This window comes from Ferrovibrio sp. (genome assembly GCF_036381655.1).
Taxonomy (GTDB): domain Bacteria; phylum Pseudomonadota; class Alphaproteobacteria; order Ferrovibrionales; family Ferrovibrionaceae; genus Ferrovibrio.
The window spans coordinates 1-22287 of record NZ_DASVCJ010000005.1 but is presented as its reverse complement, the minus strand read 5'-3'; the positions used below and the strand labels follow the sequence as shown (position 1 = coordinate 22287).

23 protein-coding genes, 1 tRNA gene and 1 pseudogene are annotated in these 22287 nt (G+C 65.4%); 16 read left to right on the top strand and 9 right to left on the bottom strand.

The features are described from left to right. Positions 1–135 precede the first annotated feature (135 nt). Together VF194_RS00395 and nth are read right to left on the bottom strand one after the other, a co-directional pair. Positions 136–510 (bottom strand): hypothetical protein, encoded by a 375-nt coding sequence (locus VF194_RS00395; protein WP_330886896.1) that lies wholly within the window; start codon positions 508–510, stop codon positions 136–138. Between the two features lie 8 nt (positions 511–518). Then, a complete protein-coding gene (nth, locus tag VF194_RS00390) occupies positions 519–1160 on the bottom strand; it encodes an endonuclease III (RefSeq protein ID WP_330886894.1) in 642 nt (213 codons plus the stop codon). Between the two features lie 83 nt (positions 1161–1243). Between nth and VF194_RS00385 the strand changes: the two genes are divergently transcribed. From VF194_RS00385 to VF194_RS00375, 3 genes are all read left to right on the top strand, one after another. Further along, a complete protein-coding gene (locus VF194_RS00385; protein ID WP_330886893.1) occupies positions 1244–1957 on the top strand; it encodes a ribonuclease T2 family protein in 714 nt (237 codons plus the stop codon). 113 nt (positions 1958–2070) lie between these two features. Continuing rightward, on the top strand, positions 2071–2940 hold the full coding sequence (locus VF194_RS00380; protein WP_330886891.1) for a hypothetical protein: 870 nt from the start codon (positions 2071–2073) through the stop codon (positions 2938–2940). A gap of 206 nt (positions 2941–3146) precedes the next feature. Beyond that, positions 3147–4148, top strand: a complete 1002-nt coding sequence (locus VF194_RS00375) for an HNH endonuclease signature motif containing protein (RefSeq protein ID WP_330886889.1) — start codon at positions 3147–3149, stop codon at positions 4146–4148. A 7-nt stretch (positions 4149–4155) separates the two neighbouring features. On the opposite strand, the gene VF194_RS00370 is transcribed toward VF194_RS00375, so the two are convergent. After that, positions 4156–5070 carry an HNH endonuclease gene (locus tag VF194_RS00370; RefSeq protein ID WP_330886887.1) on the bottom strand — a complete coding sequence of 305 codons (915 nt, stop codon included), beginning with the start codon at positions 5068–5070 and terminating at the stop codon, positions 4156–4158. A gap of 257 nt (positions 5071–5327) precedes the next feature. On the opposite strand from VF194_RS00370, the gene VF194_RS00365 reads away from it, so the two are divergent. After that, positions 5328–6311, top strand: coding sequence for an NADPH:quinone reductase (locus VF194_RS00365; RefSeq protein WP_330886885.1), 984 nt, complete (start codon positions 5328–5330; stop codon positions 6309–6311). 73 nt (positions 6312–6384) lie between these two features. After that, positions 6385–7932 carry a helicase HerA-like domain-containing protein gene (locus VF194_RS00360; RefSeq protein WP_330886883.1) on the top strand — a complete coding sequence of 516 codons (1548 nt, stop codon included), beginning with the start codon at positions 6385–6387 and terminating at the stop codon, positions 7930–7932. 50 nt (positions 7933–7982) lie between these two features. Here the strand turns inward: VF194_RS00360 and VF194_RS00355 are convergent, their stop codons facing one another. Next, positions 7983–8804, bottom strand: a complete 822-nt coding sequence (locus VF194_RS00355) for a formate/nitrite transporter family protein (protein WP_330886881.1) — start codon at positions 8802–8804, stop codon at positions 7983–7985. A gap of 1195 nt (positions 8805–9999) precedes the next feature. Between VF194_RS00355 and VF194_RS00350 the strand changes: the two genes are divergently transcribed. Then, positions 10000–11049: a GSU2403 family nucleotidyltransferase fold protein gene (locus VF194_RS00350; protein ID WP_330886879.1), complete on the top strand. Its 1050-nt coding sequence runs from the start codon at positions 10000–10002 to the stop codon at positions 11047–11049. A 26-nt stretch (positions 11050–11075) separates the two neighbouring features. Here the strand turns inward: VF194_RS00350 and VF194_RS00345 are convergent, their stop codons facing one another. From VF194_RS00345 to VF194_RS00340, 3 genes and pseudogenes are all read right to left on the bottom strand, one after another. Next, entirely contained in the window at positions 11076–11243 is a 168-nt protein-coding gene (locus tag VF194_RS00345; RefSeq protein WP_330886877.1) for a hypothetical protein, read from the bottom strand. After that, positions 11244–11456, bottom strand: a pseudogene (locus VF194_RS19755) (DUF6538 domain-containing protein); the annotation flags it as partial. Between the two features lie 41 nt (positions 11457–11497). After that, positions 11498–11573: transfer RNA gene (locus tag VF194_RS00340), tRNA-Ala, on the bottom strand. A gap of 360 nt (positions 11574–11933) precedes the next feature. Between VF194_RS00340 and VF194_RS00335 the strand changes: the two genes are divergently transcribed. From VF194_RS00335 to VF194_RS00290, 10 genes are all read left to right on the top strand, one after another. Continuing rightward, positions 11934–12212, top strand: coding sequence for a YggT family protein (locus VF194_RS00335; protein WP_330886875.1), 279 nt, complete (start codon positions 11934–11936; stop codon positions 12210–12212). A gap of 23 nt (positions 12213–12235) precedes the next feature. Then, entirely contained in the window at positions 12236–12580 is a 345-nt protein-coding gene (locus VF194_RS00330) for a DUF167 family protein (RefSeq protein ID WP_330886873.1), read from the top strand. Positions 12581–12585: 5 nt separating this feature from the next. Next, complete coding sequence (gene folD, locus VF194_RS00325) at positions 12586–13464, top strand: bifunctional methylenetetrahydrofolate dehydrogenase/methenyltetrahydrofolate cyclohydrolase FolD (RefSeq protein ID WP_330886872.1); 879 nt, start codon at positions 12586–12588, stop codon at positions 13462–13464. A gap of 158 nt (positions 13465–13622) precedes the next feature. Then, a complete protein-coding gene (locus VF194_RS00320) occupies positions 13623–13745 on the top strand; it encodes a hypothetical protein (RefSeq protein WP_330886869.1) in 123 nt (40 codons plus the stop codon). Then, the gene (locus tag VF194_RS00315) at positions 13715–14389 is read left to right on the top strand and encodes an amidohydrolase family protein (protein WP_330886867.1); all 675 of its coding nucleotides are present in this window, start codon (positions 13715–13717) and stop codon (positions 14387–14389) included. Before VF194_RS00320 ends, VF194_RS00315 begins: the two co-directional genes overlap by 31 nt. Positions 14390–14581: 192 nt before the next feature. Continuing rightward, complete coding sequence (locus VF194_RS00310; protein ID WP_330886865.1) at positions 14582–16768, top strand: TonB-dependent siderophore receptor; 2187 nt, start codon at positions 14582–14584, stop codon at positions 16766–16768. A 108-nt stretch (positions 16769–16876) separates the two neighbouring features. Next, positions 16877–17560 carry a Fe2+-dependent dioxygenase gene (locus tag VF194_RS00305; RefSeq protein WP_330886863.1) on the top strand — a complete coding sequence of 228 codons (684 nt, stop codon included), beginning with the start codon at positions 16877–16879 and terminating at the stop codon, positions 17558–17560. A 35-nt stretch (positions 17561–17595) separates the two neighbouring features. Further along, positions 17596–18849 (top strand): PepSY-associated TM helix domain-containing protein, encoded by a 1254-nt coding sequence (locus VF194_RS00300; RefSeq protein ID WP_330886861.1) that lies wholly within the window; start codon positions 17596–17598, stop codon positions 18847–18849. An 88-nt stretch (positions 18850–18937) separates the two neighbouring features. After that, positions 18938–19501: a hypothetical protein gene (locus VF194_RS00295; RefSeq protein WP_330886859.1), complete on the top strand. Its 564-nt coding sequence runs from the start codon at positions 18938–18940 to the stop codon at positions 19499–19501. A 17-nt stretch (positions 19502–19518) separates the two neighbouring features. Next, positions 19519–20388 carry an RNA polymerase sigma-70 factor gene (locus VF194_RS00290; RefSeq protein WP_330886857.1) on the top strand — a complete coding sequence of 290 codons (870 nt, stop codon included), beginning with the start codon at positions 19519–19521 and terminating at the stop codon, positions 20386–20388. A 49-nt stretch (positions 20389–20437) separates the two neighbouring features. On the opposite strand, the gene VF194_RS00285 is transcribed toward VF194_RS00290, so the two are convergent. Next, a complete protein-coding gene (locus VF194_RS00285; RefSeq protein WP_330886855.1) occupies positions 20438–20665 on the bottom strand; it encodes a hypothetical protein in 228 nt (75 codons plus the stop codon). 280 nt (positions 20666–20945) lie between these two features. Further along, complete coding sequence (locus tag VF194_RS00280; RefSeq protein WP_330886853.1) at positions 20946–22154, bottom strand: argininosuccinate synthase; 1209 nt, start codon at positions 22152–22154, stop codon at positions 20946–20948. Positions 22155–22287 lie beyond the last annotated feature (133 nt).

Here is a 22287-nt window from a genome sequence, read left to right as displayed (position 1 = left end):
GGCAGTAAGCCGGAAATCACTTCCCACTGCCGGTCGGTCAGTCCATATCGCCGCATCGGTCGCCCCCTCGCTTCAGGCGACCTCCTATGAATCATTCATTCAATACTTTGGGAATCCCATAATTGACGACACACCCTAGGCGCGCAGCGCCAGGCGGCGGGAAAACGCCGCATACGGGATCACCCTGCCGGGGTCTGCCGCCGCCAGCGCCTTGTCGTCGCTCACCAGCCAATCGCAGCACGCAGCCGCAATCCGCAGCAGCATCTCGTCGCGCGCCATGTAGGTGGTGTCGGCGGCGATCACCGCGCCGGGATCGATCCGCGTGCCGCCGAGCGCGCGATACAGCGCCAGCAGCGCGCGCTGGCGCGCCGGATTGCGGATCTGCCGGATCTCGTCTTCCTGGATCGGCGTGGTGACGACGGCAAGCTCGCCGGCGACGATCCTGTCCTGCAGCCGCGGCAGATCGCCGGCGGCGAGGATCGCGTCATAGGCGTTGCTGTCGAAGAGCACGCGCAAGCTCAGTCCGGGGCCTTTGTCTTCGGCTTGAAGGCGCAGAGGTCGGCGACGATGCAGCGCCAGCATTCCGGCCGCCGCGCCTTGCAGATATAGCGGCCATGCAGGATCAGCCAATGATGCGCATGCTGCATGTATTTTTCGGGGATCGCCTTCAGCAGGTCCTGCTCGACGGCGAGCGGCGTCTTGCCCTTCGACAGGCCGAGCCGGTTGGCGAGCCGGAAGAGATGGGTGTCCACCGCGATGGTCGGCTCGCCCCAGACGACGTTGAGCACGACATTGGCGGTCTTGCGCCCGACGCCGGGCAGCGCCTCCAGCGCCTCGCGGTCGCGCGGCACCTGGCCCTGGTGCCGCTCGACCAGGATTTTCGACAGCGCGATGATGTTCTTCGCCTTGGCATTGAACAGCCCGATGGTCTTGACATGCTCCTTCAGGCCGGCTTCGCCCAGCGCCAGCATCTGCGCCGGCGTCCTGACCTTCTTGAACAGCGCGGCGGTCGCCTTGTTGACGCCGGCATCGGTCGCCTGCGCCGACAGCACCACCGCGACCAGCAGGGTATAGGCGTTGACGTATTTCAGTTCGGTCTTTGGATGCGGCTCGGCCGCGGCAAAGCGGGCGAAAAGCTGTTCGACCTGAGCTGGCTTCATGGGGCTGCGCCGGAAAAGGTGGAAAGTGGACGGAGAAGGTGGAAAGGCGGACAGGGCGGCGGATGATCTGGGATGTTTAGACCGTGAGAAGGCTTTCCGACAAGCGCGCCGTTCTGCCGTTACTGCTGCTGCTTGCGCCGCTCGTCGCCCGGGGGCAGCCGGCAACGGAGCAGGCGGCAACGGAGCAGGCGGCGCCGCAATGCCACCTGCCCGAGCGCATCGCGGCCGCGCCCTGTCCGCACAGCGCCGCGCCGCGCGGCGCGGCGGGCGATTTCGACTTCTACATCCTGAGCTTTTCCTGGTCGCCGGCCTTCTGCGCCAGCGGCGCCGGCCGCCGGCAGCTTGACCCGACGCAATGCCGCGACAACGATTTCGGCTGGGTGGTGCATGGGCTCTGGCCGCAATATGCCAAGAGCCGTGCCGCAGCGGCAGGCCGCCGCGCGCCGTCCTGGCCGCAATATTGCCGGCCCGTCGCGCCGGTGCCCGAGCCGGTGCTGCGCCGGCATCTGTGCACGCTGCCCGATCCGCAGCTCATGCAATGCGAATGGGCCCGGCATGGCAGCTGCAGCGACTTCGCCGGGCCGGTGGCGTATTTTTCCGCCATCGAGCGCCTGAAGGCGCGCTTTACCCTGCCGGCGCCGGCCGGTGGCAGCAAGGCCTTCATCGCCGAAATCCTGAAAGCCAATCAGGGCCTTGCGCGCGATGCGCTGCGCGTCGTGCGGCGCGACGGGCAGATCCGCGAGCTGCAGCTCTGCCTGAGCCGCGACCTGGAGCGGACCCGGTCCTGCCGGGAGTGACGTCCGGGCCGAATCTGACCAATTCTTACACTGATAGAATTAGGCTTTTTAATATACAACCGAATGCGATATGGTGCTTCCGGGCTGTTTCAAAACACCTTGGGGTAGCGAAGTTGCCGCTCACCACGGAAAGCGAAAAGGCGCGCCGCGAGGCGCTCGACCTGCTGGCGCGGGTCGAGAAGGACGGCATCGCCATATTGCGCCGCTATGAGGCCGGCCGCGATGTCTCCGCGCGCTATCAGGATTTCCGCCGCCTCATCGAGAAGGTCGATCACTTCTACGTCTTCATCGACCTGGTCGAGGAGCGCCTGCCGAATTTCGAGGCCGAGAAGCGGGAGGCGCTGGCGCGGCATCTGGCCGAGATCCGCTGGCGCATCGTCATCGTCGAGGTCGACACCACGCAGGTCTTTCTGGTGCGCATCGGCGAGGGGCGCCGGCCCTGGCCGCTGGGCAGCCGGCAATTCCTCGAACGCCGCCTGGCGCGGCTGGGCGAGATCGCGCAATTCTACGATCAGTTCGGCGAAGTCTATGACCTGCCGGCCCTGGGCGGGGCGATGCTCACCGCGGTGGGGGATCTGCTGAAGGCGCAGATCGCGCGGGCGCCCGGGCTGGACGATTTCACGCTGCACGCCGCTTTTGCGCAGGCCGCGTCCGCCGCGCTGCGCTCCGCAACGCCGTCCGTGCCGCCCTCCGCGCCGCGGCGACGGCCAGGCCGGCGCCAGTCGGCCGCACTGCCGCGCCCGGCGGGGCCGCCGGCGCAGTTCCGCACCCGCGAGCAGGCCGGCCGCTTCTATGCCGAGCGCGACGCCATCGTCGCGGTGGCCGATGCCTGCCGCAGCGCCCAGCTCAGCATGGACGACCTGGCGCGCAAGCTGGGGGTGTCCCGCCCGGCCCTGGTGCTGATGCTCAGCGGCAACGATCCGATCGCCAGCGGCACGCTGGAAGAACTGCGCAGTTTTGTCGCCCGCGCCAGCGCGGCCTGATGCCGGTGCCGGGCCGGTACTGGGGCAGGACGGTTATTCCGATGCCTGATGTCCGACAGCAGCATGCCCTTACGGAACGATCAGAACAAAACGAGCAAGTTGCCGTTGCACCACCTCCTTGACCTTTCAGCACTTCGTCCGGAGCTCGTATTGCCTGCAATCGATGCTTGTAGGAAAGTGACGTCGGAATAGGGGGCAAGCCAACATTGGCAGCAAAGACCGGGTTCGAGGAGGGCGCAAATTTCGGGGGTGTCATCATCCCAGGCCGGCCAGGCTTTGCTTCATCAAGCAATGACCCTGACGCAGTTCTGCGAGCAGGCATATTTCAGCACCTACAGGACCTGTCTCAAAGACAGGGTCAACTGTCGCACAATGCTCTTGCCGCAGGCTATGTATTCAACGGACAACGAGTGCCGTTGATCAATCCCCAGCGCGGCATCTTCAAGCCGAGGCAGATGCGTTATTTGTTGTCAATCAAAACGGTTTTTCCCCGTCCGGGGCGCCGCATCTGGTACGACGATCAACGCGAAGTGCACAAACAAATCTTTGAAGGCGAGGAGACGGTAGACTATGCCTTCATGGGAGACGACGCCGACGCAGCCGACAATCGTTGGCTTCGCGAGGCGATGGAGCAGCAAATCCCGATCATCTACTTTCTGGGGATTGCACCCGGCCTCTATCAGGCGGTGATGCCGGTTTTTATCGTCGATTGGAATGCGACAACGAGGAAGGCACGTATAGCGTTCAGCGAATCAGCGTCGCCTCATGCGGTGCCCCCGCAAACTTCTGCCGAACGCCGCTATGCTTTGCAATCGGTGAAGCGAAGATTGCATCAGGAAACCTTTCGCCAGGCTGTGATCCAGGCCTATCAAGGGCGGTGCGCCGTGTCGGGCTTGCCAGAACCGCTTTTGCTGGATGCAGCTCACATCATTCCGGATCGCGATGAGAAGCTCGGACAGCCGCTCGTCACGAATGGACTGCCATTATCAAAAATCCATCACGCGGCTTTTGATAAGCATCTCATTGGCATTGATCCGGATTACATAATCCATGTCTCAGAGAAGCTGTTGAGCCAGACTGATGGGCCTACTCTTGAATCCCTGAAGTGCCTGCAAAAGCAGAAGTTGCGGCTGCCGCTTCGAGATCGGGATGTACCTGACCGCCGGCGGTTGGAGATTCGGTTTGCGCAATTCAAGGCGGCCGCTTGATGGATTGTTATCCCAGGAACCGCTTGTCCTGGTGCCAGCGCAAAGATCCTAAATCCGGATGCTGAAGAGGATTGTTCGGCACGTTTACTTGCTCGCCATGCATCGCATAGTAGTGTTTGCCGTTTTCGAAGTCCTCCTTTAGCCGTTTGCCGACAACGAACCGATAGGCGTTGTCGACAGTGACATATCCAAGATCAAACAACCGATGAACGTCAGTTCTCAGGAGGAGGCCATTCCTGATGTCATGCGGTCCTCCATCGGCGTACGGACGAATATGCGCCGCGTCGAGAATCGGCAGCGTTTTCTCGCCAGTGACAGCGCAATGCCGTCGGTAGGCGTCAGTAACCGCAATTCGAAAAGAACCTTGTCCCAGGCGTGGCCGGATCAGTGTCGGTTCGCCGTAGCGAGATTCCGAGAATGACGGTGCTCGGCGATATTCCAGGCGTTCGGCTATGGAATTCCAAAGGTGGCGAACTTCTAAATCAGAGGCTTCATACGTCCGGCCAGAGACAATATTCGGCGCCCATGACTGAGGTACCGGCATCCATTCGCTTTCGGGGAAGAAGAACGGCTCTGCGATGATCCGGCATCCAATCTGGTAGTCGTACTTAAGATCGTCGGTATTCCGGCGGTGCTGACCAATGCGCTGCCGCAATACGTCAAGTGACGGCGCGCCATTGCTTTCACCAAACGCTTCCCAAGCGAGCGAGACTGGTAAAATGCTGGAATGTGCGAAGATGCCGCCGCCGACTATGTAACTGCGCGGCGCTCGAAGTTTGAAAAGAAACAATTCGCCCGGCGCGATGGCACGGAAATTGGTGCGCCCACCAGGTTGCCAGAAATTTACTTCGGATAAGTTCGGGCGGGCTTCGAGGTATCGAAACCAATCGTAGTCGGTTACGCCGATGTATAGTTTGACCACCGTCCAACCCCTGGCCTGCCCCCCGCAGAGTAGCAGCCAAAAAGGAACAATTGCTACGCGTATTGGAGGAAGGCGATGGTCCGCCGTAGGATTTTGATGAACCGAGGGGAACGGCCCCGCCGTGGGGGGATTCGAAGCGGGCTGCGTCGCGTTCTCTGGCGGCTCTGGACCGGGGCGGGCTTCAGCCGGCATCATCGGCTCCGCCCGAAGACAAGCGACAAGCCACGAGAGAAGACGAGAGGATCGAGATGGCCGCCATGATGAAAGCCGCCTGGTACACGCAGAACGGCGCCGCCCGCGATGTCCTGACCGTCGGCGCGCAGCCCAGGCCCGCGCCGCAGGCCGGCGAGGTGCTGGTGCGGCTGCATGCCTCGGGCGTCAATCCGTCGGATGTGAAAAGCCGGCGCGGCCGGCCGCTGGTTGGGCCGCTGGTCATTCCGCATAGCGACGGCGCCGGCGTGATCGAGGCGGTGGGCGAGGGCGTCGCGGCTTCGCGCGTCGGCGAGCGCGTGTGGATCTGGAACGGCCAGTGGCAGCGGCCTTTTGGCACGGCGGCGGAATATATCGCGCTGCCGGCGGCGCAGGCGGTGAGGCTGCCCGATGCGGTGGATTTCGCCGCCGCGTCGTGCTTCGGCATTCCGGCGCTGACCGCGCTGCAGGGCGTGCGGCTGGCCACGCGGACTCTTCCGCCCGGCGCGCCCATTCTGGTCACCGGCGCGGCTTCGGCTGTCGGGCATTACGTCACCCAGATCGCCGCCCAGCGCGGCTATCGCGTCATCGGCACGGCCTCGGCGAAACGCGCCGCCATCGCCCGCGAAGCCGGCGCGGCAGATGTCATCGATTATAAAAGCGAGGATGTCGCCGCGCGCGTGCTGGAGCTAACCGATGGCCGGGGCGTGGCGGCGATCATCGACATGGACCTTTCCACCACCGCGCCGCTGCTGGCGAAAGGCGTGCTGGCGCCGCATGGCGTGCATGCCTGCTACGGCTCGAACGCGATAGGCGATCAGCCGGTGCCGTTCCGCGATCTTTTGTTCCGCAGCATCGATCTGCAATTCTTCCTCGTCTACGACCTCAAGCCGCGGGACCGCAGCGAAACGATCGCCGAACTCGACGCCCTGCTGGCGCGCGCCGCGCTCAAGACCCGCATCGCTGCGCGCCTGCCGCTGGAGAAGATCGCCGAGGCGCATGAACTGGTCGAGCAGGGCGCCGACGGAAATGTGGTGCTGGAGATGCCCTGAGGCGTAGACTGTATCGGCAGGCCGGGTAACGGAGTCGACGAACGGGTGGGCGGACGAAACGGGAGGCCTTCCCATGATCCAGGACGGCAAGATCTTCCTCGGCGCCGGCGCAGGCGGGCCGCAGTGGCTGGAGCTGCGCTACGCCAACCGCCACGGCCTGGTGGCGGGCGCCACCGGCACGGGCAAGACGATCACCCTGCGCATCATGGCGGAAAGTTTCTCCGCGGCCGGCGTGCCGGTCTTCGCCGCCGACATCAAGGGCGACTTAAGCGGCCTCGGCCTGGCCGGCTCGGCCGCGGGCAAGGCCTTCCTTGCCAGGCGCGCCGAGGAGATCGGCTTCGCGCAGGAGTATCGCTTCGAAGGCTTTCCCGTGGCCTACTGGGACCTGTTCGGCCGGCAGGGCCATCCGGTGCGCACCACGATCTCGGAAATGGGGCCGCTGCTGCTGGCGCGGCTCCTGGAGCTGAACGACACGCAGGAAGGCGTGATCAACGTCGCCTTCAATCTGGCCGACGAGCGGAAGCTGCTGCTGCTCGACCTGAAGGACCTGCGCGCGATGCTGACCTTCATCGCCGAACAGGCCGAGGCCTTACGCACCACCTATGGCAATATCTCGGCCGCCTCGGTGGGCGCGATCCAGCGCCGGCTGCTGACCCTGGAAAACCAGGGTGCGGCGCATTTCTTCGGCGAGCCGGCGCTGGAACTGAGCGATTTCATGCGTGTCGACTCGGCCGGCCGCGGCGTGATCAACCTGCTGGCCGCCGATCAGCTGATGGCCTCGCCCAGGCTCTATGCCACCTTCCTGCTCTGGCTGCTGTCGGAATTGTTCGAGGCGCTGCCCGAGGTCGGCGATCCGGACAAGCCGAAGCTGGTCTTCTTCTTCGACGAGGCGCATCTCTTGTTCGACGACGCGCCGAAGGCGCTGCTGGAGAAGGTAACGCAGGTGGTGCGGCTGGTGCGCTCGAAAGGCGTCGGCGTCTATTTCGTCACGCAGAACCCGGCCGATATCCCGGAGCCGGTGCTGGCGCAGCTCGGCAACCGCATCCAGCATGCCCTGCGCGCCTACACGCCGGCGGAACGCAGGGCGATCCGCGCGGCCGCCGAAAGTTTCCGTCCCAACCCCGCCTTCAAAACCGAAACCGCGATCACCGAGCTGGCCGTGGGCGAGGCGCTGGTTTCGACCCTGCAGGACAAGGGCGTGCCCGGCATCGTCGAGCGCACGCTGATCCGCCCGCCATCCTCGCGGCTGGAGCCGCTAAGCGCGGCCGAGCGCGCCGCGGCGCTGGCGGGCAGCGCCATGGCCGGCAAATACGACCGCAGCATCGACCGCCAGTCGGCCTATGAGCTGCTGCAGGCGCGGGCGGAGAGCGGGGCGGCTGCCACGCCCTCGCACGGCGGCTCGGTGCCGCCGTCCGGGCCCTGGGGAGGGCGGAAGGACGCGGAAGAGAAACGCCGCGGCGGCGCATCTGCATCCGGCGCGGCGCCGAAGAGCGGCCGCGCGCCGGCCCGCTCGCGCTCGGACTCGATGGTGGAAGCGACGATGAAAAGCGTGTTGCGCGCCGCCGGCCGAGAAATCACCCGCAGCCTCGTGCGCGGCCTGCTGGGATCGCTGAAGCGCTAGCGGCGGGCCGCGGGGCCTTGTGCGGCACGCCGCCGCATCGCTGCGCCCGGTCAGGCGGCCAGCTTGATGGTGCGCTTGGGCGCGGTGCGCACATGGGTCGAGTACAGCGTCAGGCCGGTGAAGGCCAGGCCGCCGGCCAGGTTGCCGAGCACGGTCGGAATCTCGTTCCAGATGATGTAGTCCATGATCGAGAAGCCGCCGCCCATCAGAAGGGCCGAGGGAAACAGGAACATGTTCACCACGGAATGCTCGAACACCATGGCGAAGAACAGCATGATCGGCATCCACATGGCGATCACCTTGCCGCTGACCGAGGTGGAGATCATCGCGCCGACCACGCCGGTCGAGACCATCCAGTTGCACATCACGCCGCGCAGGAACAGGGTGAGCATGCCGGCGAAGCCGTATTGGGCATAGCCCAGCGTGCGCGCCTCGCCGATATGCGAGATCACCGTGCCGACCTTGTCGGGCGGGGTCTGGAAGCCGTAGGTGTAATAGACGGACATCATCACCGCGACGGTGAAGGCGCCGGCGAAATTGCCGACGAAGACCAGACCCCAGTTGCGCAGCACGCCGCCGACGGTCACGCCCGGGCGCCTGTCGAACAGCGCCAGCGGCGACAGCACGAAGACGCCGGTGAGCAGATCGAAGCCGAGCAGGTAGAGCATGCAGAAGCCGACCGGGAACAGGATCGCCCCGATGATCGGATAGCCGGTCTGCACGTTGACCATCACGGCGAAGGCGGCAGCCAGCGCCAGGATCGCGCCGGCCATGTAGGCGCGGATCACGGTATCGCGCGCCGACATGAAGATTTTCGCTTCGCCGGCATCCACCATCTTGGTGACGAACTCGGAAGGCAACAGATACGCCATCACTATCCCCCTTCGGCTCGCGTCAACAGGCCGGGCGCGGCGAGCCCAGGGCCGCGCATCGGACGGGCCGCGATCCGGCCCGCGCAGCAGGCAAAAGCAGGGATCGTGCCAGAGCGTGAAAGGCGCGGGACGCCGCGCGCCGCCGGGTCGGACGACCGTCCGCCGGGCAGAGCCGGATCAAATGCCTGAGCGTTTCTTGTGCAGATGCGGCGGCGGCAGGCAGCGCCATGCCGGGCGGCAATGCCGGCGGGCAATGCCGGGCGAGAGTGCCGGCGGGCGACAGGGCCGCGACGGCAGGTCAGCGCCAACAGGCCAGAACCGGAATTGCGGGGGGATTCTGGTGGAGCCGAGGGGGAATCGAACCTTTTTCTTGGCTCCTTACGGATCAAGGAGTTGGCAGGCTAACCACCTGTACTGTTACACAATGTGTAGCAGTCGAGTGGGCGAGGGCAGGTACATCCCTGCATGTCCTTATCTAGGAAAACAGCTATTGCAGGCAGTTCCGTGGGAGCTGCGAAGTAAGTCCAACACCTCAGTGCTGGCATCGGACTCGACTGGGTACCAAGTGCCGTCGGAAATCGTGTGGCCGCGTTCTAGATCTGCTAAGTCCAAGCTTACCGCTATACCTCTGCCAGAGCCCATCAGGGAATATGTGGGCACTCCTTCCGGCCCCTCTGTCACAACAAGGTTTGGCGTCAACGGATAACGCGAGACCGGTAGATCCTGAATACTAAGCGGGATCCCATTTTCTGTTGGCCGGCGCTCAATCAAGGCACGATAGATTTCCCGAGCGGATGGTATCCGTGCGTTACCCGCCGGATCGATCAGCCACAGTTCCGCCTCCCGTTTTTCCCAGCCCGGTTCCAGCCCACCCCTCACTTCCGACATCACCCGCCAGCCATGTTCTGTCAGGTCATCGATCACGCCGGACCGATGCACTTTCTCCGTAAAGGCTGTGTGTCTGCGACGCCTTTACAGATACCCATGGACTGGCGGGATGTCGGTTGGACAAGTGATGGGCGGCCACACTTGTCCGAAGGCGGCTCTGGAAGCCAGGGACGGGTCAGGGGGGCAGTAGTTCCGGTGGGCCAGAAATTTATACTCTGTTTTAATATTTCGGAGTATAAATTGCTCTGGCTGCTACTTACCTGACCCGCAAAGGCCAGGAAACCGGATTTATACCACGTCCCGACCCATGGAGAACAACCGCCTGACCCAGTCCCGCCTCACCCTGCCGGTGGCAACCCTGTATGCCGAGCTGCATGATCTGTCGGAGGCCGATCAGGCTGGCAGCCGGCGGGAAGGTGGCTTTTCGTCCAAGCGGATCAACGGCAAAACCTACTGGTACAGGCAGGTCTGGATCGGGCATACCCGGCACCAGAAATCCATCGGCCCGGAGACCCGGGAGCTGCTGGACTGGATGGAGCAGGAGCGGGAGAAGACGGCCCTGTGGCAGCAGCAGCGCAGACGGCGGCGGGAACTCTGCCACGCATTGAAGGCGGGCCTGAAGATGAACTTTGATGCGCTATCCGGCAGGGTTATTGCCAGGCTGTCTGACCGGGGGGTGTTCGAGCGCGGCGCCGTGCTGATTGGCACCCATGCCTACATGACCTACGGGCCGATGCTGGGGCACCGGCTGCCGGCCATGGCCGTCACCACCCAGGACATCGACATTGCCGCCGAGGCGACGATTGCCCTGGCCTCGGCCGAGGCCGCCATCCCCTTTGCCGGGATCATCGAGGAAACCGACCCGGCCTTCTTCATCGTGCCGCCGCATCCCGGCGCCAGGCTGTCCCATGCGCTGAAATACAAGGGCGGCGAGGCACGGGTGGAACTGCTGATGCCGGCGGAGCCTGGCCGGGAATGGCAGCCGAAGTTCATCCCGCATCTGGCTTTCGGCGCCCAGGGCATTCCGTATCTCGACTACCTGCTGAAGGCTCCGGTGCGGGCGACCTACCTGCATGACGACGGTATCAGCGTGATGGTGCCGCAGCCGGCCCGCTTTGCCCTGCACAAGCTGATCGTGGCCGCCAACCGCGATGTCGGGGCACAGGCCAAGGCGCGCAAGGATGTCGCCCAGGCAGCCAGCCTGATCACGATCCTGAGTGAAGATCGCGAGGATGATCTCCGTGAGGCCGCTGATGATCTTGCGAGCTATCCCGCCATCTATGCCGGGCAGGCCCGCAAGGGGGTACGCCAGCTTGCGGATGCGGTGCGGGCCATGCTGCCGGAGAACCTGCGGTAGGTGGAGCGGCTACCGGCTCACCCGATTCATGCCATCAAGGCTTGTGACGAACCATCCGGGAGGTGCGGCGCCCGGCCTTCATTGGCAACGGCCTGGGAGGTCCGTGCCAGTTCGTCCTTGTCGAGTTCGACCTTGAGCCAGCGGCCGATGATCAAATCTATCTTGTCGGGACCAAGGGACATCCGCACCAACACCCAAATTTGCTCAACCAAATGCGCGGCATGTCGCCCGCGTCGACGGGCGATGTCCGGGTTCGATGTCTGGAGGGATCGTCCCAGCTCGCGACGCCCCAGTTTGCCGACGAGATCGGAAGGGAGGCGACAGCGGAAATAATAGCTTCGCCACGTCGAACAAGATTGGTTGAAAGCGCCATGCGCCCGCCTGTGTGTCGCAACCGTGTGTAGCAGTCGCCAGGCGGTCTGGGCTAAGTCATTGATCCTGAGAGAATTGGTGGAGCCGAGGGGAATCGAACCCCTGACCTCCTCATTGCGAACGAGGCGCTCTCCCATCTGAGCTACGGCCCCAAGCCGGTGCGCCGGCCATCATGGAGGGGGACGTCGCAACGGTCCCGGCCGGGCGGCAAGCAAGTAGCAAACAGGCCCGCTTTTGTCCACTGCCAAAGCCGCCGCCGCCGGGCTTTTTCTCTCCCAATGCCCGCCCTGCCGCCCTCGCTGCGCCCCCTGCTGCCCCCGTGCTGCCCGGGCGGCGGGATTTGAAGGCGCGGCAGCGGCTTGGCCGGCAGATAGCTGCCGCCCGCCGGGGATTCCACACCCTCGCCGGTTGCCAATCCCGCCCTCAGCCGCTATCACTCTGGCCCCAGTTTATCGCAGTCTGCCGGGCGGCCCCATCGCTGGCCGGCGCCTCGTCCTGGTCCTGGAGGGCGGATGACTTCCCTGATCCTGCTGATCACCACGGTTATCGACATCTATATGTGGCTGCTGATCGCCTCGGCGATCATGAGCTGGCTGGTCGCCTTCAACGTGATCAACACGTCGAACCGCCTGGTCTATGCGATCGGCGATTTCCTCTACCGCATCACCGAGCCGGCGCTGCGGCCGATCCGCCGCATTCTGCCCAATCTGGGCGGCATCGACATCTCGCCGGTGGTGCTGATCCTGCTGCTGGTCTTCATCCGCAACCTCATCTTCGAATACGCCTTCTGAGCGGCGCGGTCGGCCAGAGCGCGATGGCGGCATGCGCCCATAGCCGGACCGCGGACGGGGTGCGGCTCTGCGTGCGGCTGACCCCCAAGGCCGGCCGCGACGCCATCGAGGGACTGAAGCCGACGGCGGAGGGCGGCTTCGAACTGGCCGTCAGGGTCACCGCCGTGCCGGAGAAGGGCAAGGCCAATGCGGCGCTGCTCAAGCTGCTGGCCAAGGCGCTGAAAATCCCCGCCGGCCGCATGTGCATCGTTGCCGGCGAGACCGACCGGCATAAACAGATTCTGATCGCGGGCGAGCCGGCCGCCGTGGAGGCGCAATTGCAGTCGCAGCTTTCGCCCTGGTGCGACGCTCTGGACAGGAAAGGGTAGGACCGATGGCCGCGCAACTGATCGAAGGCAAGCCGATCGCATTGGAGATCCGCGCCGAGGTGGCGCGCCGGGTGCAGGCCTTCAAGGCCAAGGCCGGCCGCGTGCCGGGCCTGACCGTGGTGCTGGTCGGCGAGGATCCGGCCAGCCAGGTCTACGTGCGCAACAAAGGTATCCTCACCCGCGAGGCCGGCATGATCTCCGACGAGATCAGGCTGCCCGAACAGACCAGCCAGGCCGACCTGCTCAACGTGGTGCGGCGGCTCAATGCCGATCCCGCCGTGGACGGCATCCTGGTGCAGATGCCGCTGCCCCGGCAGATCGACACCCAGACCGTCATCGAGGCGATCGATCCGGCGAAGGATGTCGACGGCCTGCATCCGGTCAATGCCGGCAAGCTGGCGCAGGGCATCGCGGCGCTGACGCCCTGCACGCCCAAGGGCTGCGTGATCATGCTCGAGAAGGCCGGCGTCGAAATCGCCGGCGCCAACGCGCTGGTGATCGGCCGCTCGATCCTGGTCGGCCGTCCGATGGCGGCGCTCCTGATCGGCGCCTCGGCCACGGTGACGGTGGCGCATTCGAAAAGCCGCGCGCTGCCGGAGCTGTGCAAGCGCGCCGATATCGTGGTCGCCGCGGTGGGCCGGCCGGAAATGGTGCGCGGCGAATGGCTCGGCCGTCATGCGACGGTGATCGATGTCGGCATCAACCGCGTGCCGGGTGCCGAACCCGGCAAGACCAGGCTGGTCGGCGATGTGCATTTCGCTTCGGCCAGCGAGGTCGTGCGCGCGATCACGCCGGTGCCGGGCGGGGTCGGGCTGATGACCACCGCCTGCCTCCTGCAGAACACGCTGCAGGCCGCCTGCTGGCGCGCCGGGGTGGAAATCTAAACGGCACCCGCATGCCGGAAGGCCCGCATGCCGGAAGGGAAGCGCCTGCCGCGACGGCAGGCTTCTCTTTCGCCTGAAGCTTCCTAATCTGAGGCGCATGAGCAAGCGCCTGCCGCCCCTGCCGGCCCTTTGAGGCTTTCGATGCCGCCGCCCGCCATATGAGTTTCAAGGCGGCCGCGGCGGAACTGTATCTGACGCCATCGGTAATCAGCCATCGCGCGACATCCCGGTCAGCGCCACCATCGCCGCGATGGATGCGGCGAACGTCGCGCAAAGCCTGATCTGCGCCTGGGTGGCGCCGCGCAACGTGATGATCTCGAATGACGAGGTGGCGGGTTTCGTGGCACAGGCGCCGGATCGGCTGATCGGCGTCGGCGCGGTCGATATCTCGAAGCCGATGCAGGCGGTGCGCGAGGTGCGCCGCTGCATCGAACAGCTCGGCTTCAAGGCGATCCGCGTCCTGCCCTGGCTGTGGGAATTGCCGCCGACCGACCGCCGCTTCTATCCGGTCTACGCCGCCTGCTGCGAACTCGGCGTGCCGTTCTGCACCCAGATCGGCCATACCGGGCCGCTGATGCCCTCCGAGGTCGGCCGGCCGATCTACCTCGACCAGGTGACGCTCGACTTCCCTGAACTGGTCATCGTCGGCGGCCATATCGGCTATCCCTGGACCGAGGAGGCGATCGCCGTCGCCACCAAGCACGAGAATGTCCATATCGACACCTCGGCCTATGCGGCGCAGCGCTATCCGGCGCCGCTCGTCGAATATCTGCGCGGCCATGGCCGCCGTAAGGTCCTGTATGGCTGCAATTATCCGATGATCGCGCCCGCCAAGGCGCTGGCCGGTCTCGCTGCGCTCGGCCTGGATGCCGAGGCGGAGGCGCTGTTCCTCGGCAGCAATGCGAAGCGGGCGTTCCGGCTTTAGCGGGCCGTTCTTCAATCACTATTAATAATCGTTTGCATCTAAATCGACCCAATGCTATATCGGCTCCGCCGCTGCTTTCCGGGGACGGATGATCGCGCAGACGCTCCGGGCGCGGCGGCCAGGTGAAGCGGCGTCGGCCCCAGCGTCTCTCCCCCTGACCATCCAACGCATCCATCCTTTTGGGGGAAAATCATGTCTGTTCAATATGTTGCGCAGCCTACGGTGGGCTGCCTTCGGCTGCCGCGCGTCGCGCCTGCCATGCTCGGGGCTGCCTCGGCGGTCGCGCTCGGTGCCGTCAGTCTGCCCGCCGCCGCCCAGCAGGGCCAGCCACCGGTGCAGCTTCCTACCCTGTCGGTCGAGGGACAGAAGCCGGCCGCCGCGCAAGAGGGCTACAAGGCCGATCAATCGGCCTCGCCGAAATTCACCGCGCCGCTGCTCGACACGCCGAAATCGGTCACGGTGATCCCCAAGGAGGTGATCGAGGATCGCGGCGCCACCTCGCTGACCGAGGTCTACCGCACCACGCCCGGCATCAGCCTCGGGGCCGGCGAGGGCGGCACGGCCATCGGCGACCGGCCGTTCATCCGCGGTTACGATTCGACCGCCAGCACCTTCGTCGACGGCATCCGCGACACCGGCACCCAGTCGCGCGACATTTTCGACATCGAGCGGGTCGAGATCATCAAGGGGCCGAGTTCAACCTTCGGCGGCCGCGGCAGCACCGGCGGCACCGTCAACCTGATCAGCAAGACCGCCCAGCCCGAGAACTTCAACGCCGGCAGCGTCACGCTCGGCACCGACCTGACCAAACGCGCCGCTGTCGACATCAACCGCGTCATCGACGCCAACACGGCGATCCGCATCAACGCCATGGCGCATGACGGCGAAATCGCCGGCCGCGACGATGTCGATCTGAGCAAGTTCGGCTTCGCGCCCACCATCAGCCTCGGCATGCAGAAGCCGACCCGGCTGACCCTGAGCTACTATCACTTCCAGTCCGACGACATGCCGGATTACGGCATTCCCATCGACGCCGCCACCGGCAAGCCGGCCAAGGTGGACCGCAACAATTTCTACGGCCTGACCAGCCGGGATTTCCGCGAAACCTACTATGACGGCGTGACGGCGGAGATCGAGCACGACCTGAGCGCCAGCACCGTGCTGCGCAACGCCACGCGCTACAGCTATGCCGAAAACAACTACATCGTCACCGAGCCGCGGGCGCCCGATTTCAGCACCGATACGCTGACGCTCGCGCCGAAAAGCCGCAACGCGGATACCGAGACGATCACCAACCAGACCGACCTGCGCAGCGAGTTCGACACCTTCGGCTTCGCCCATACGCTGATCACCGGCATCGAGATCAGCCGCGAGCAGACCAGGAACCGGGGGTACGCCTTCTCGCCGACCACCACGACCGGCAGCCTCAGCGATCCCGATTCAGGCGCCGTCGGCGGTCTGGTCAGCACCTCGGCGAATTTCGCCAATACCACGGTCGATACCAGGGCCGTCTATGTGCTCGATACCATCGCGCTGGCCAGCCAATGGGACCTCAATCTCGGGCTGCGCTTCGACGATTACGTCACCAACAGCACGGGGCGGAACAACAGCGGCGATTTCGATCTGAAGAACTCGTCGCGCTTCCTCAATCCGCAGGCCGGCCTGGTCTACAAGCCGCTGCCCAATGGCAGCATCTATGTCGCCTACAGCACCTCTTCGAACCCGTCCGGCGGCAGCGCCGGCGAGGGCGGCGGCGACGGCAATCTCGGCGTCACCAATGCATCGCTGGACCCCGAGAAGAACCGCAGCTACGAGCTCGGCACCAAATGGGATCTGGCCGGCGACAGGCTGCAGCTGAGCGGCGCGGTCTTCCGCACCGAGAAGAGCAACGCGCAGGTGCCCGGCGTCTCGAACACCGCCGAGCAATTGCCGGTCGGCAAGGAGCGGGTGGACGGCTTCGAAATCGGCCTGTCCGGCGCCATCACCCGGGCCTGGAAGGTGTTCGGGGGCTATACTTTCCTGAAAAGCGAAATCGTCGACGACGGTCCGAACGCGCTCAACGACGGCAACGAATTTCCCAATATCGCGCCGCACATGATCAGCCTGTGGTCGACCTACGAGATCGACAGCGACTGGACCATCGGCGGCGGCGCCACCTACATGGACCGGCGCTATTCCAACACCGCCAATACGGTGAAGCTGCCGCCCTATTGGCGGTTCGATGCCATGGCCGCCTACAAGGTCACCAAGGACGTCAACGTCCAGCTCAACATCCAGAACCTGCTGGACGAGACCTATTACGATGCGCCACGCGGCAGCAATGCCGCCATCGTCGCACCGGGCCGGACGGCATTGCTGACGACGACGTTCAAGTTCTGACATGCGTGACGGCATGCAGGCGCCGTTGCGCGCAGAACATGCCCGCCCCGTCCGTGCAAAGCGGGCGGGGCATTTTCCGTTTGACGATCGGGTGTGGAGCGAAGCGTCATGATGCTGCATATCGAACAGGTGCTGACCAAGCAGCAGGTCGCGCAGTGCCGCCAGGTGATCGATGCCGCCGAATGGATCGACGGCAACGTCACCGCCGGGCAGCAATCGGCGCTGGCCAAGCGCAACATGCAGCTTCCGGAAGGCTCGCCCGCCGCGCGCCAGACCGGCGAGATCATCCTCGATGCGCTGGAACGCTGCCCGCGCTTCGTCTCGGCGGCCCTGCCGCTGAAAGTCTTTCCGCCGCTGTTCAACCGCTATGCCGGCGGCCAGAGTTTCGGCATCCATGTCGACAATGCGATCCGTGCCTATACCGGCGGCAATTTTCGCATCCGCACCGATCTGTCCTGCACGCTGTTCCTGGCCGAACCGGAGGAATATGACGGCGGCGAGCTGATCGTCGAGGATACCTATGGCGAGCATCGCGCGAAGCTGCCGGCCGGCGACATGGTGCTCTATCCCTCCACCAGCCTGCATCGCGTGACCGAGGTCACGCGCGGGGCGCGCGTCGCCTCCTTCTTCTGGCTGCAGAGCATGGTGCGCGACGACGGCCAGCGCACCCTGCTGTTCCAGCTCGACACCACCATCCAGCAGCTCGCCGCCGAGAAGGGCCACAAGGATGCGGCCGTCGTGCAGCTCACCGGCATCTACCACAACCTGCTGCGGCGCTGGGCCGACAGCTGACAGAGACCGACAAAGAGACCGGCAAAGAGACCGCCATGGCGCAAAAGCCGAAATCCCCTCGCGGCATCCGCTACTGGCTGCAGCAGCTTCATCTCTGGACCGGGCTGATCCTGCTGCTGCCCCTCGTCGCCATGGGCATTTCCGGCGCGGTGCTGGTCTATGCCCATGACCTTCCGTCTCTCTTCGGCGCCGCCAGGCCGCAGATCACCGCCGCCGGCGAATGGCAAAGCCCCGCCGCATTGATCGCGGCCGCCCGGGCCGAGGCCGGCGCGGCCGGATCCGGCCGCGTGCCGCTTTCGGTAAGCTGGCCGGTGAAACCGGGCGAGCCGGCGATGGTGCGCCTGTCGCGTCCTGGCCTGGCCGCGGAAAGCGGCGCCAGCGCGCCGCCACGGACGAGTCCCTTCGCCGGTTCCGTGCCGGTGCTGCTCGATCCGGTCACCGCGCAGCCTGTGCGCCGCGCCGCGCCGGCGATGAGCGGCTGGGTCCGCTTTTTCCACGACCTGCACGGCCATCTCTTCATCACCGGCGGGCTGGGCCGCAGGCTCGTCGGCTGGCTCGGCATCGCCATGCTGGCGCTGGGCTGCTCCGGCCTGGTGCTGTGGTGGCCCCGACAATGGCGCGATGGCCAGTGGAAAGCCGCTTTCATGGTGCGCCGGACGGCCAGGGGCGTTCGGCTGCACCGGGAATTGCATGGCGCAGCCGGCATCTGGAGCCTGACGATCTTCATGCTGGTCAGTTTCACCGGGGTCTATATCGCCTTCCCGCAGCAGACCGCGGCCATGATCAACGCGGTTTTCCCCGGCCGCGATCTGCGCGCGGCGCAATTGCAGGCGCGCGTCGCACCCTTGCCCGGCGCCATGCCGATCGCGCTCGACGCCGCGATCGACCTTGCCCGCGCCAAAGTCCCCGATGCGCGTTTTTTGTCCGCCTTCCTGCCGGTGCAGCCGAGCCAGCCGCTGCGCATCGGCCTGATTCGCGCCGGCCATGAGGAGGGGGCGCCGGCGATCACCGTGCTGGTCGATCCCTGGCGCCACAGCGTCATCGACGTCTTCGATCCGGCCGGCTTCTCCGCTGGCGAGACCATCATGGCCTGGCAGCGGGCGCTGCATGAGGGCGCCGGCCTGGGCGGCATCTACCGGTTCCTGGTCTTCCTCTCCGGCCTGATCATCCCGCTCTTCGCCGTCACCGGGTTTTTCATGTGGTGGATCAAGCGGCGCAACCGCAAGGCGACCGAACGGGCCAGACAGGCGGCCCTGCGGCAGGCCGCCGCGCCCGGGTCGGCCGAATAAGGCGGGGCAACCGGCAGGAATGGCTGGCTGTCACAGACGGCGGGGCTGTATCGTCTAGGGGGTATTCGCAGTCAGCGAAGGAACCCCCATGACCGAACAGACCATTACCCCTGCCACCGATACAGCCGCCTCTGTCGCCGCCGCCCTGGAGCGCGTTGAGGCCAGCGAGAAGCTGCTCGGCGTGCGCCTCGATTACATGCGCGAGATGGCCGAGGCCGGCTCGCCGGTGCTGGCCAAGCTGCAGGCGCTTTCCACCCTGAACCGCGCCGAGCCGGCCAGCGCGCTGCCGGCGGAAATCCGCAGCTTTGCGGTTCTGGGCGCCGTCCAGCACGACGATTGCGGCGAATGCGTGCAGATCCACATCAACCTGGACCGCGCCATCGGCATCAACCCGAACCTGCTGCAGGCGGCGCTGGATCGCCGGCTCGACCTGCTGCCCACGCCTTTGGCGCTGGCCTGGAAATTCGGCCACGCGGTGGCGGCCAACGATCCGACCATGGAAGATCTGCGCCAGGAGCTGGAGCGGCTTTACGGCCGCGCGGCGCTGATGGAACTCAGCTTTGCCCTCGGCGCGGCGCGCTTCTATCCCACGGTCAAGCGCGCGCTGGGCTATGCCCTGAGCTGCAGCCTGGTGCAGGTGAAGGCGGCCTGAGCATGGATACCGGCGTCATGCAAGATCGCGCGGCGCTGTTCGAGCGGCATCGCAAACGCCTGTTCGGGCTGGCCTACCGCATGCTGGGCAGCGTCGGCGATGCCGAGGATGCCGTGCAGGATACCTATCTGCGCTGGCATCGCGCCGAGATCGCCGAAATCCAGACGCCCGAGGCCTGGCTGGTCACCGCCTGCACGCGGCTGTGCATCGACCGGCTGCGGGCGGCGAAGGTGGAACGCGAACGCTATACCGGCACCTGGCTGCCCGAGCCTCTGGTCGAGCTGGATGTCACGGCGGCGCCGGGCGAGATGGCCGACGATCTGTCGATGGCATTGCTGGTGGTGCTGGAGCGCCTGAGCCCGGCGGAACGCGCGGCGTATCTTTTGCGCGAAGCCTTCGATTACGATTACCCGCAGATCGCGGCGATGCTGAAGAAGAGCGAGGCGGCCTGCCGCCAACTCGTCAGCCGCGCCGCCAAGCGGATCAAGGAGGAGCGGCCGCGGTTTTCCGCCGATGCCGAAGCCGCCAAGGCGCTGGCCGAGAAATTCGCCGCCGCGACCCGCGCCGGCAATGTCGCCGCCTTCGCCGGGCTGCTGGCCAAGGATGCGATGCTGTGGTCGGATGGCGGCGGCAAGGCCCTGGCCGCGCTCAACATCATTCATGGCGCCGACAAGGTGGCCCGTTTCTTCGCCGGCGTCGCGCCGAAGCATCCGACGAATCTGCGCCGCCAGATGGCCTGGGTGAACGGCCAGCCGGGCTGGCTGCTCTATGACGGCGATCAGCCCTATCTTGCGCTGGCGCTGGATATCTTCGCTGGGCAGGTGCGCAACGTCTTCATCGTGCGCAATCCGGACAAGCTGGCGCGCCTGCCGGCGCTTGCGGCCTAGACCACCGGATCGGGCGCTGGCTCAGACGGTTAGGCTCAGACGGTCAGGCTCAGACGGTAATGTCGACGTAAAGCCCGAGATGCCGGCCGAGGCGATGGCGAAGGCGGCTGAAGACGCCGGGCTTCTTCGGCGGCGCGGCGGGGCGGGCGGCAGGCGGTCGCGCCGGACCTTCCAGGCGGCGCAATGCGCGTTGCCAGATCAGCTCCTCCTGCCAGCGCGCGGTGGAATTCGCTGTCTGGCGGTAGGCGGTGACCGGTATGATGCGTGACGTTGCCATGCGGCCTCCTGTCTTCTACCGGGCAGGCCGCACAACAACGGGGGCAGTGACGCGGCGCTGCAGTCCTCTTCAGGACCAAGGGCAGATTAGACGGCGGCGGGCCGCAGGCTCTGCGACCATGCCGTGGCCTTCTGTGACAAGTTCGGCCGAGTCTGCACGAAATCGCCATCGCTGTGACATATTTGCGACGCCGCAGGAGGGTGCCTATGAAAACGGGCTCCCGGATGTCAGTCCGGGAGCCCGCATGGAACGGCGAAAAAAGCAACTTAAACGATTGTGCCTAGCCCTTCTGCCGGTTGAGCAGGCGCAGGCGCAGCGCATTGAGCTTGATGAAGCCGGCGGCGTCCTTCTGATCGTAGACGGAGTCTTCCTCGAAGGTGACATGCGCCAGCGAGTAGAGCGACTTCGGCGACTTGCGGCCGACGACGCTGGCCGAGCCCTTGTAGAGCTTGAGGCGCACGGTGCCCTCGACATTCTCCTGGCTCTTGTCGATCAGCGCCTGCAGCATCTCGCGCTCGGGGCTGAACCAGAAGCCGTAGTAGATGAGCTCGGCGTAGCGCGGCATGATGTCGTCCTTCAAATGCGCGGCGCCGCGGTCGAGCGTGATCGATTCGATCGCGCGATGCGCGGCGTGGAGGATCGTGCCGCCCGGCGTCTCGTAAACGCCCCGCGACTTCATGCCGACGAAACGGTTCTCGACGAGATCGACGCGGCCGATGCCGTTGGCCTTGCCGAGCTCGTTGAGGCGCGTCAGCAACGCCGCCGGCAGCATGCGTTTTCCATCGATGCCGACGGGGTCGCCCTTCTCGAATTCGATCTCGACGTAAGTCGCCTTGTCGGGCGCGGCCTCGGGCGCGATCGTGCGCTGATAGACCATCTCGTCGGGCTCGTGCCACGGATCCTCGAGCACTTTCCCCTCCGAGGACGAGTGGAGGAGGTTGGCGTCCACTGAGAACGGCGCCTCGCCGCGCTTGTCCTTGGCGATCGGGATTTGGTGCTTCTCGGCGAAGTCGAGCAGCTTGGTGCGCGAGGTGAGATCCCATTCGCGCCAGGGGGCGATCACCTTGATGTTGGGCTCGAGCGCGTAATACGTGAGCTCGAAGCGCACCTGGTCGTTGCCCTTCCCGGTGGCGCCATGCGCCACCGCGTCGGCGCCGGTGAGCTTGGCGATCTCGATTTGCCTCTTGGCGATCAACGGCCGCGCGATCGAGGTGCCGAGCAGATAGACGCCTTCATAGAGCGCGTTCGCCCGGAACATCGGAAACACGAAGTCACGCACGAACTCCTCGCGCAGATCCTCGACGAAGATTTCCTTGATGCCGAGCAACTCGGCCTTCTTGCGGGCCGGCGCCAGCTCTTCGCCCTGGCCGAGGTCGGCGGTGAAAGTCACCACCTCGCAAGCGTAGGTCTCCTGCAGCCATTTGAGGATGATCGAGGTGTCGAGCCCGCCGGAATAGGCGAGCACCACCTTCTTGACGTCGGTCGCCATGGAAAAGAGCCTCTAGGCCCGTGCAACGGTTGAGTTCCGCGGGACTATAGGCAGGCGACGAGCTTGTGCAAGTGCTGGCCGGTCGAGCGCAAGGTCGAGCCGGCGCCGGCGAGCGCCTGGCCGGCGCCCCCGA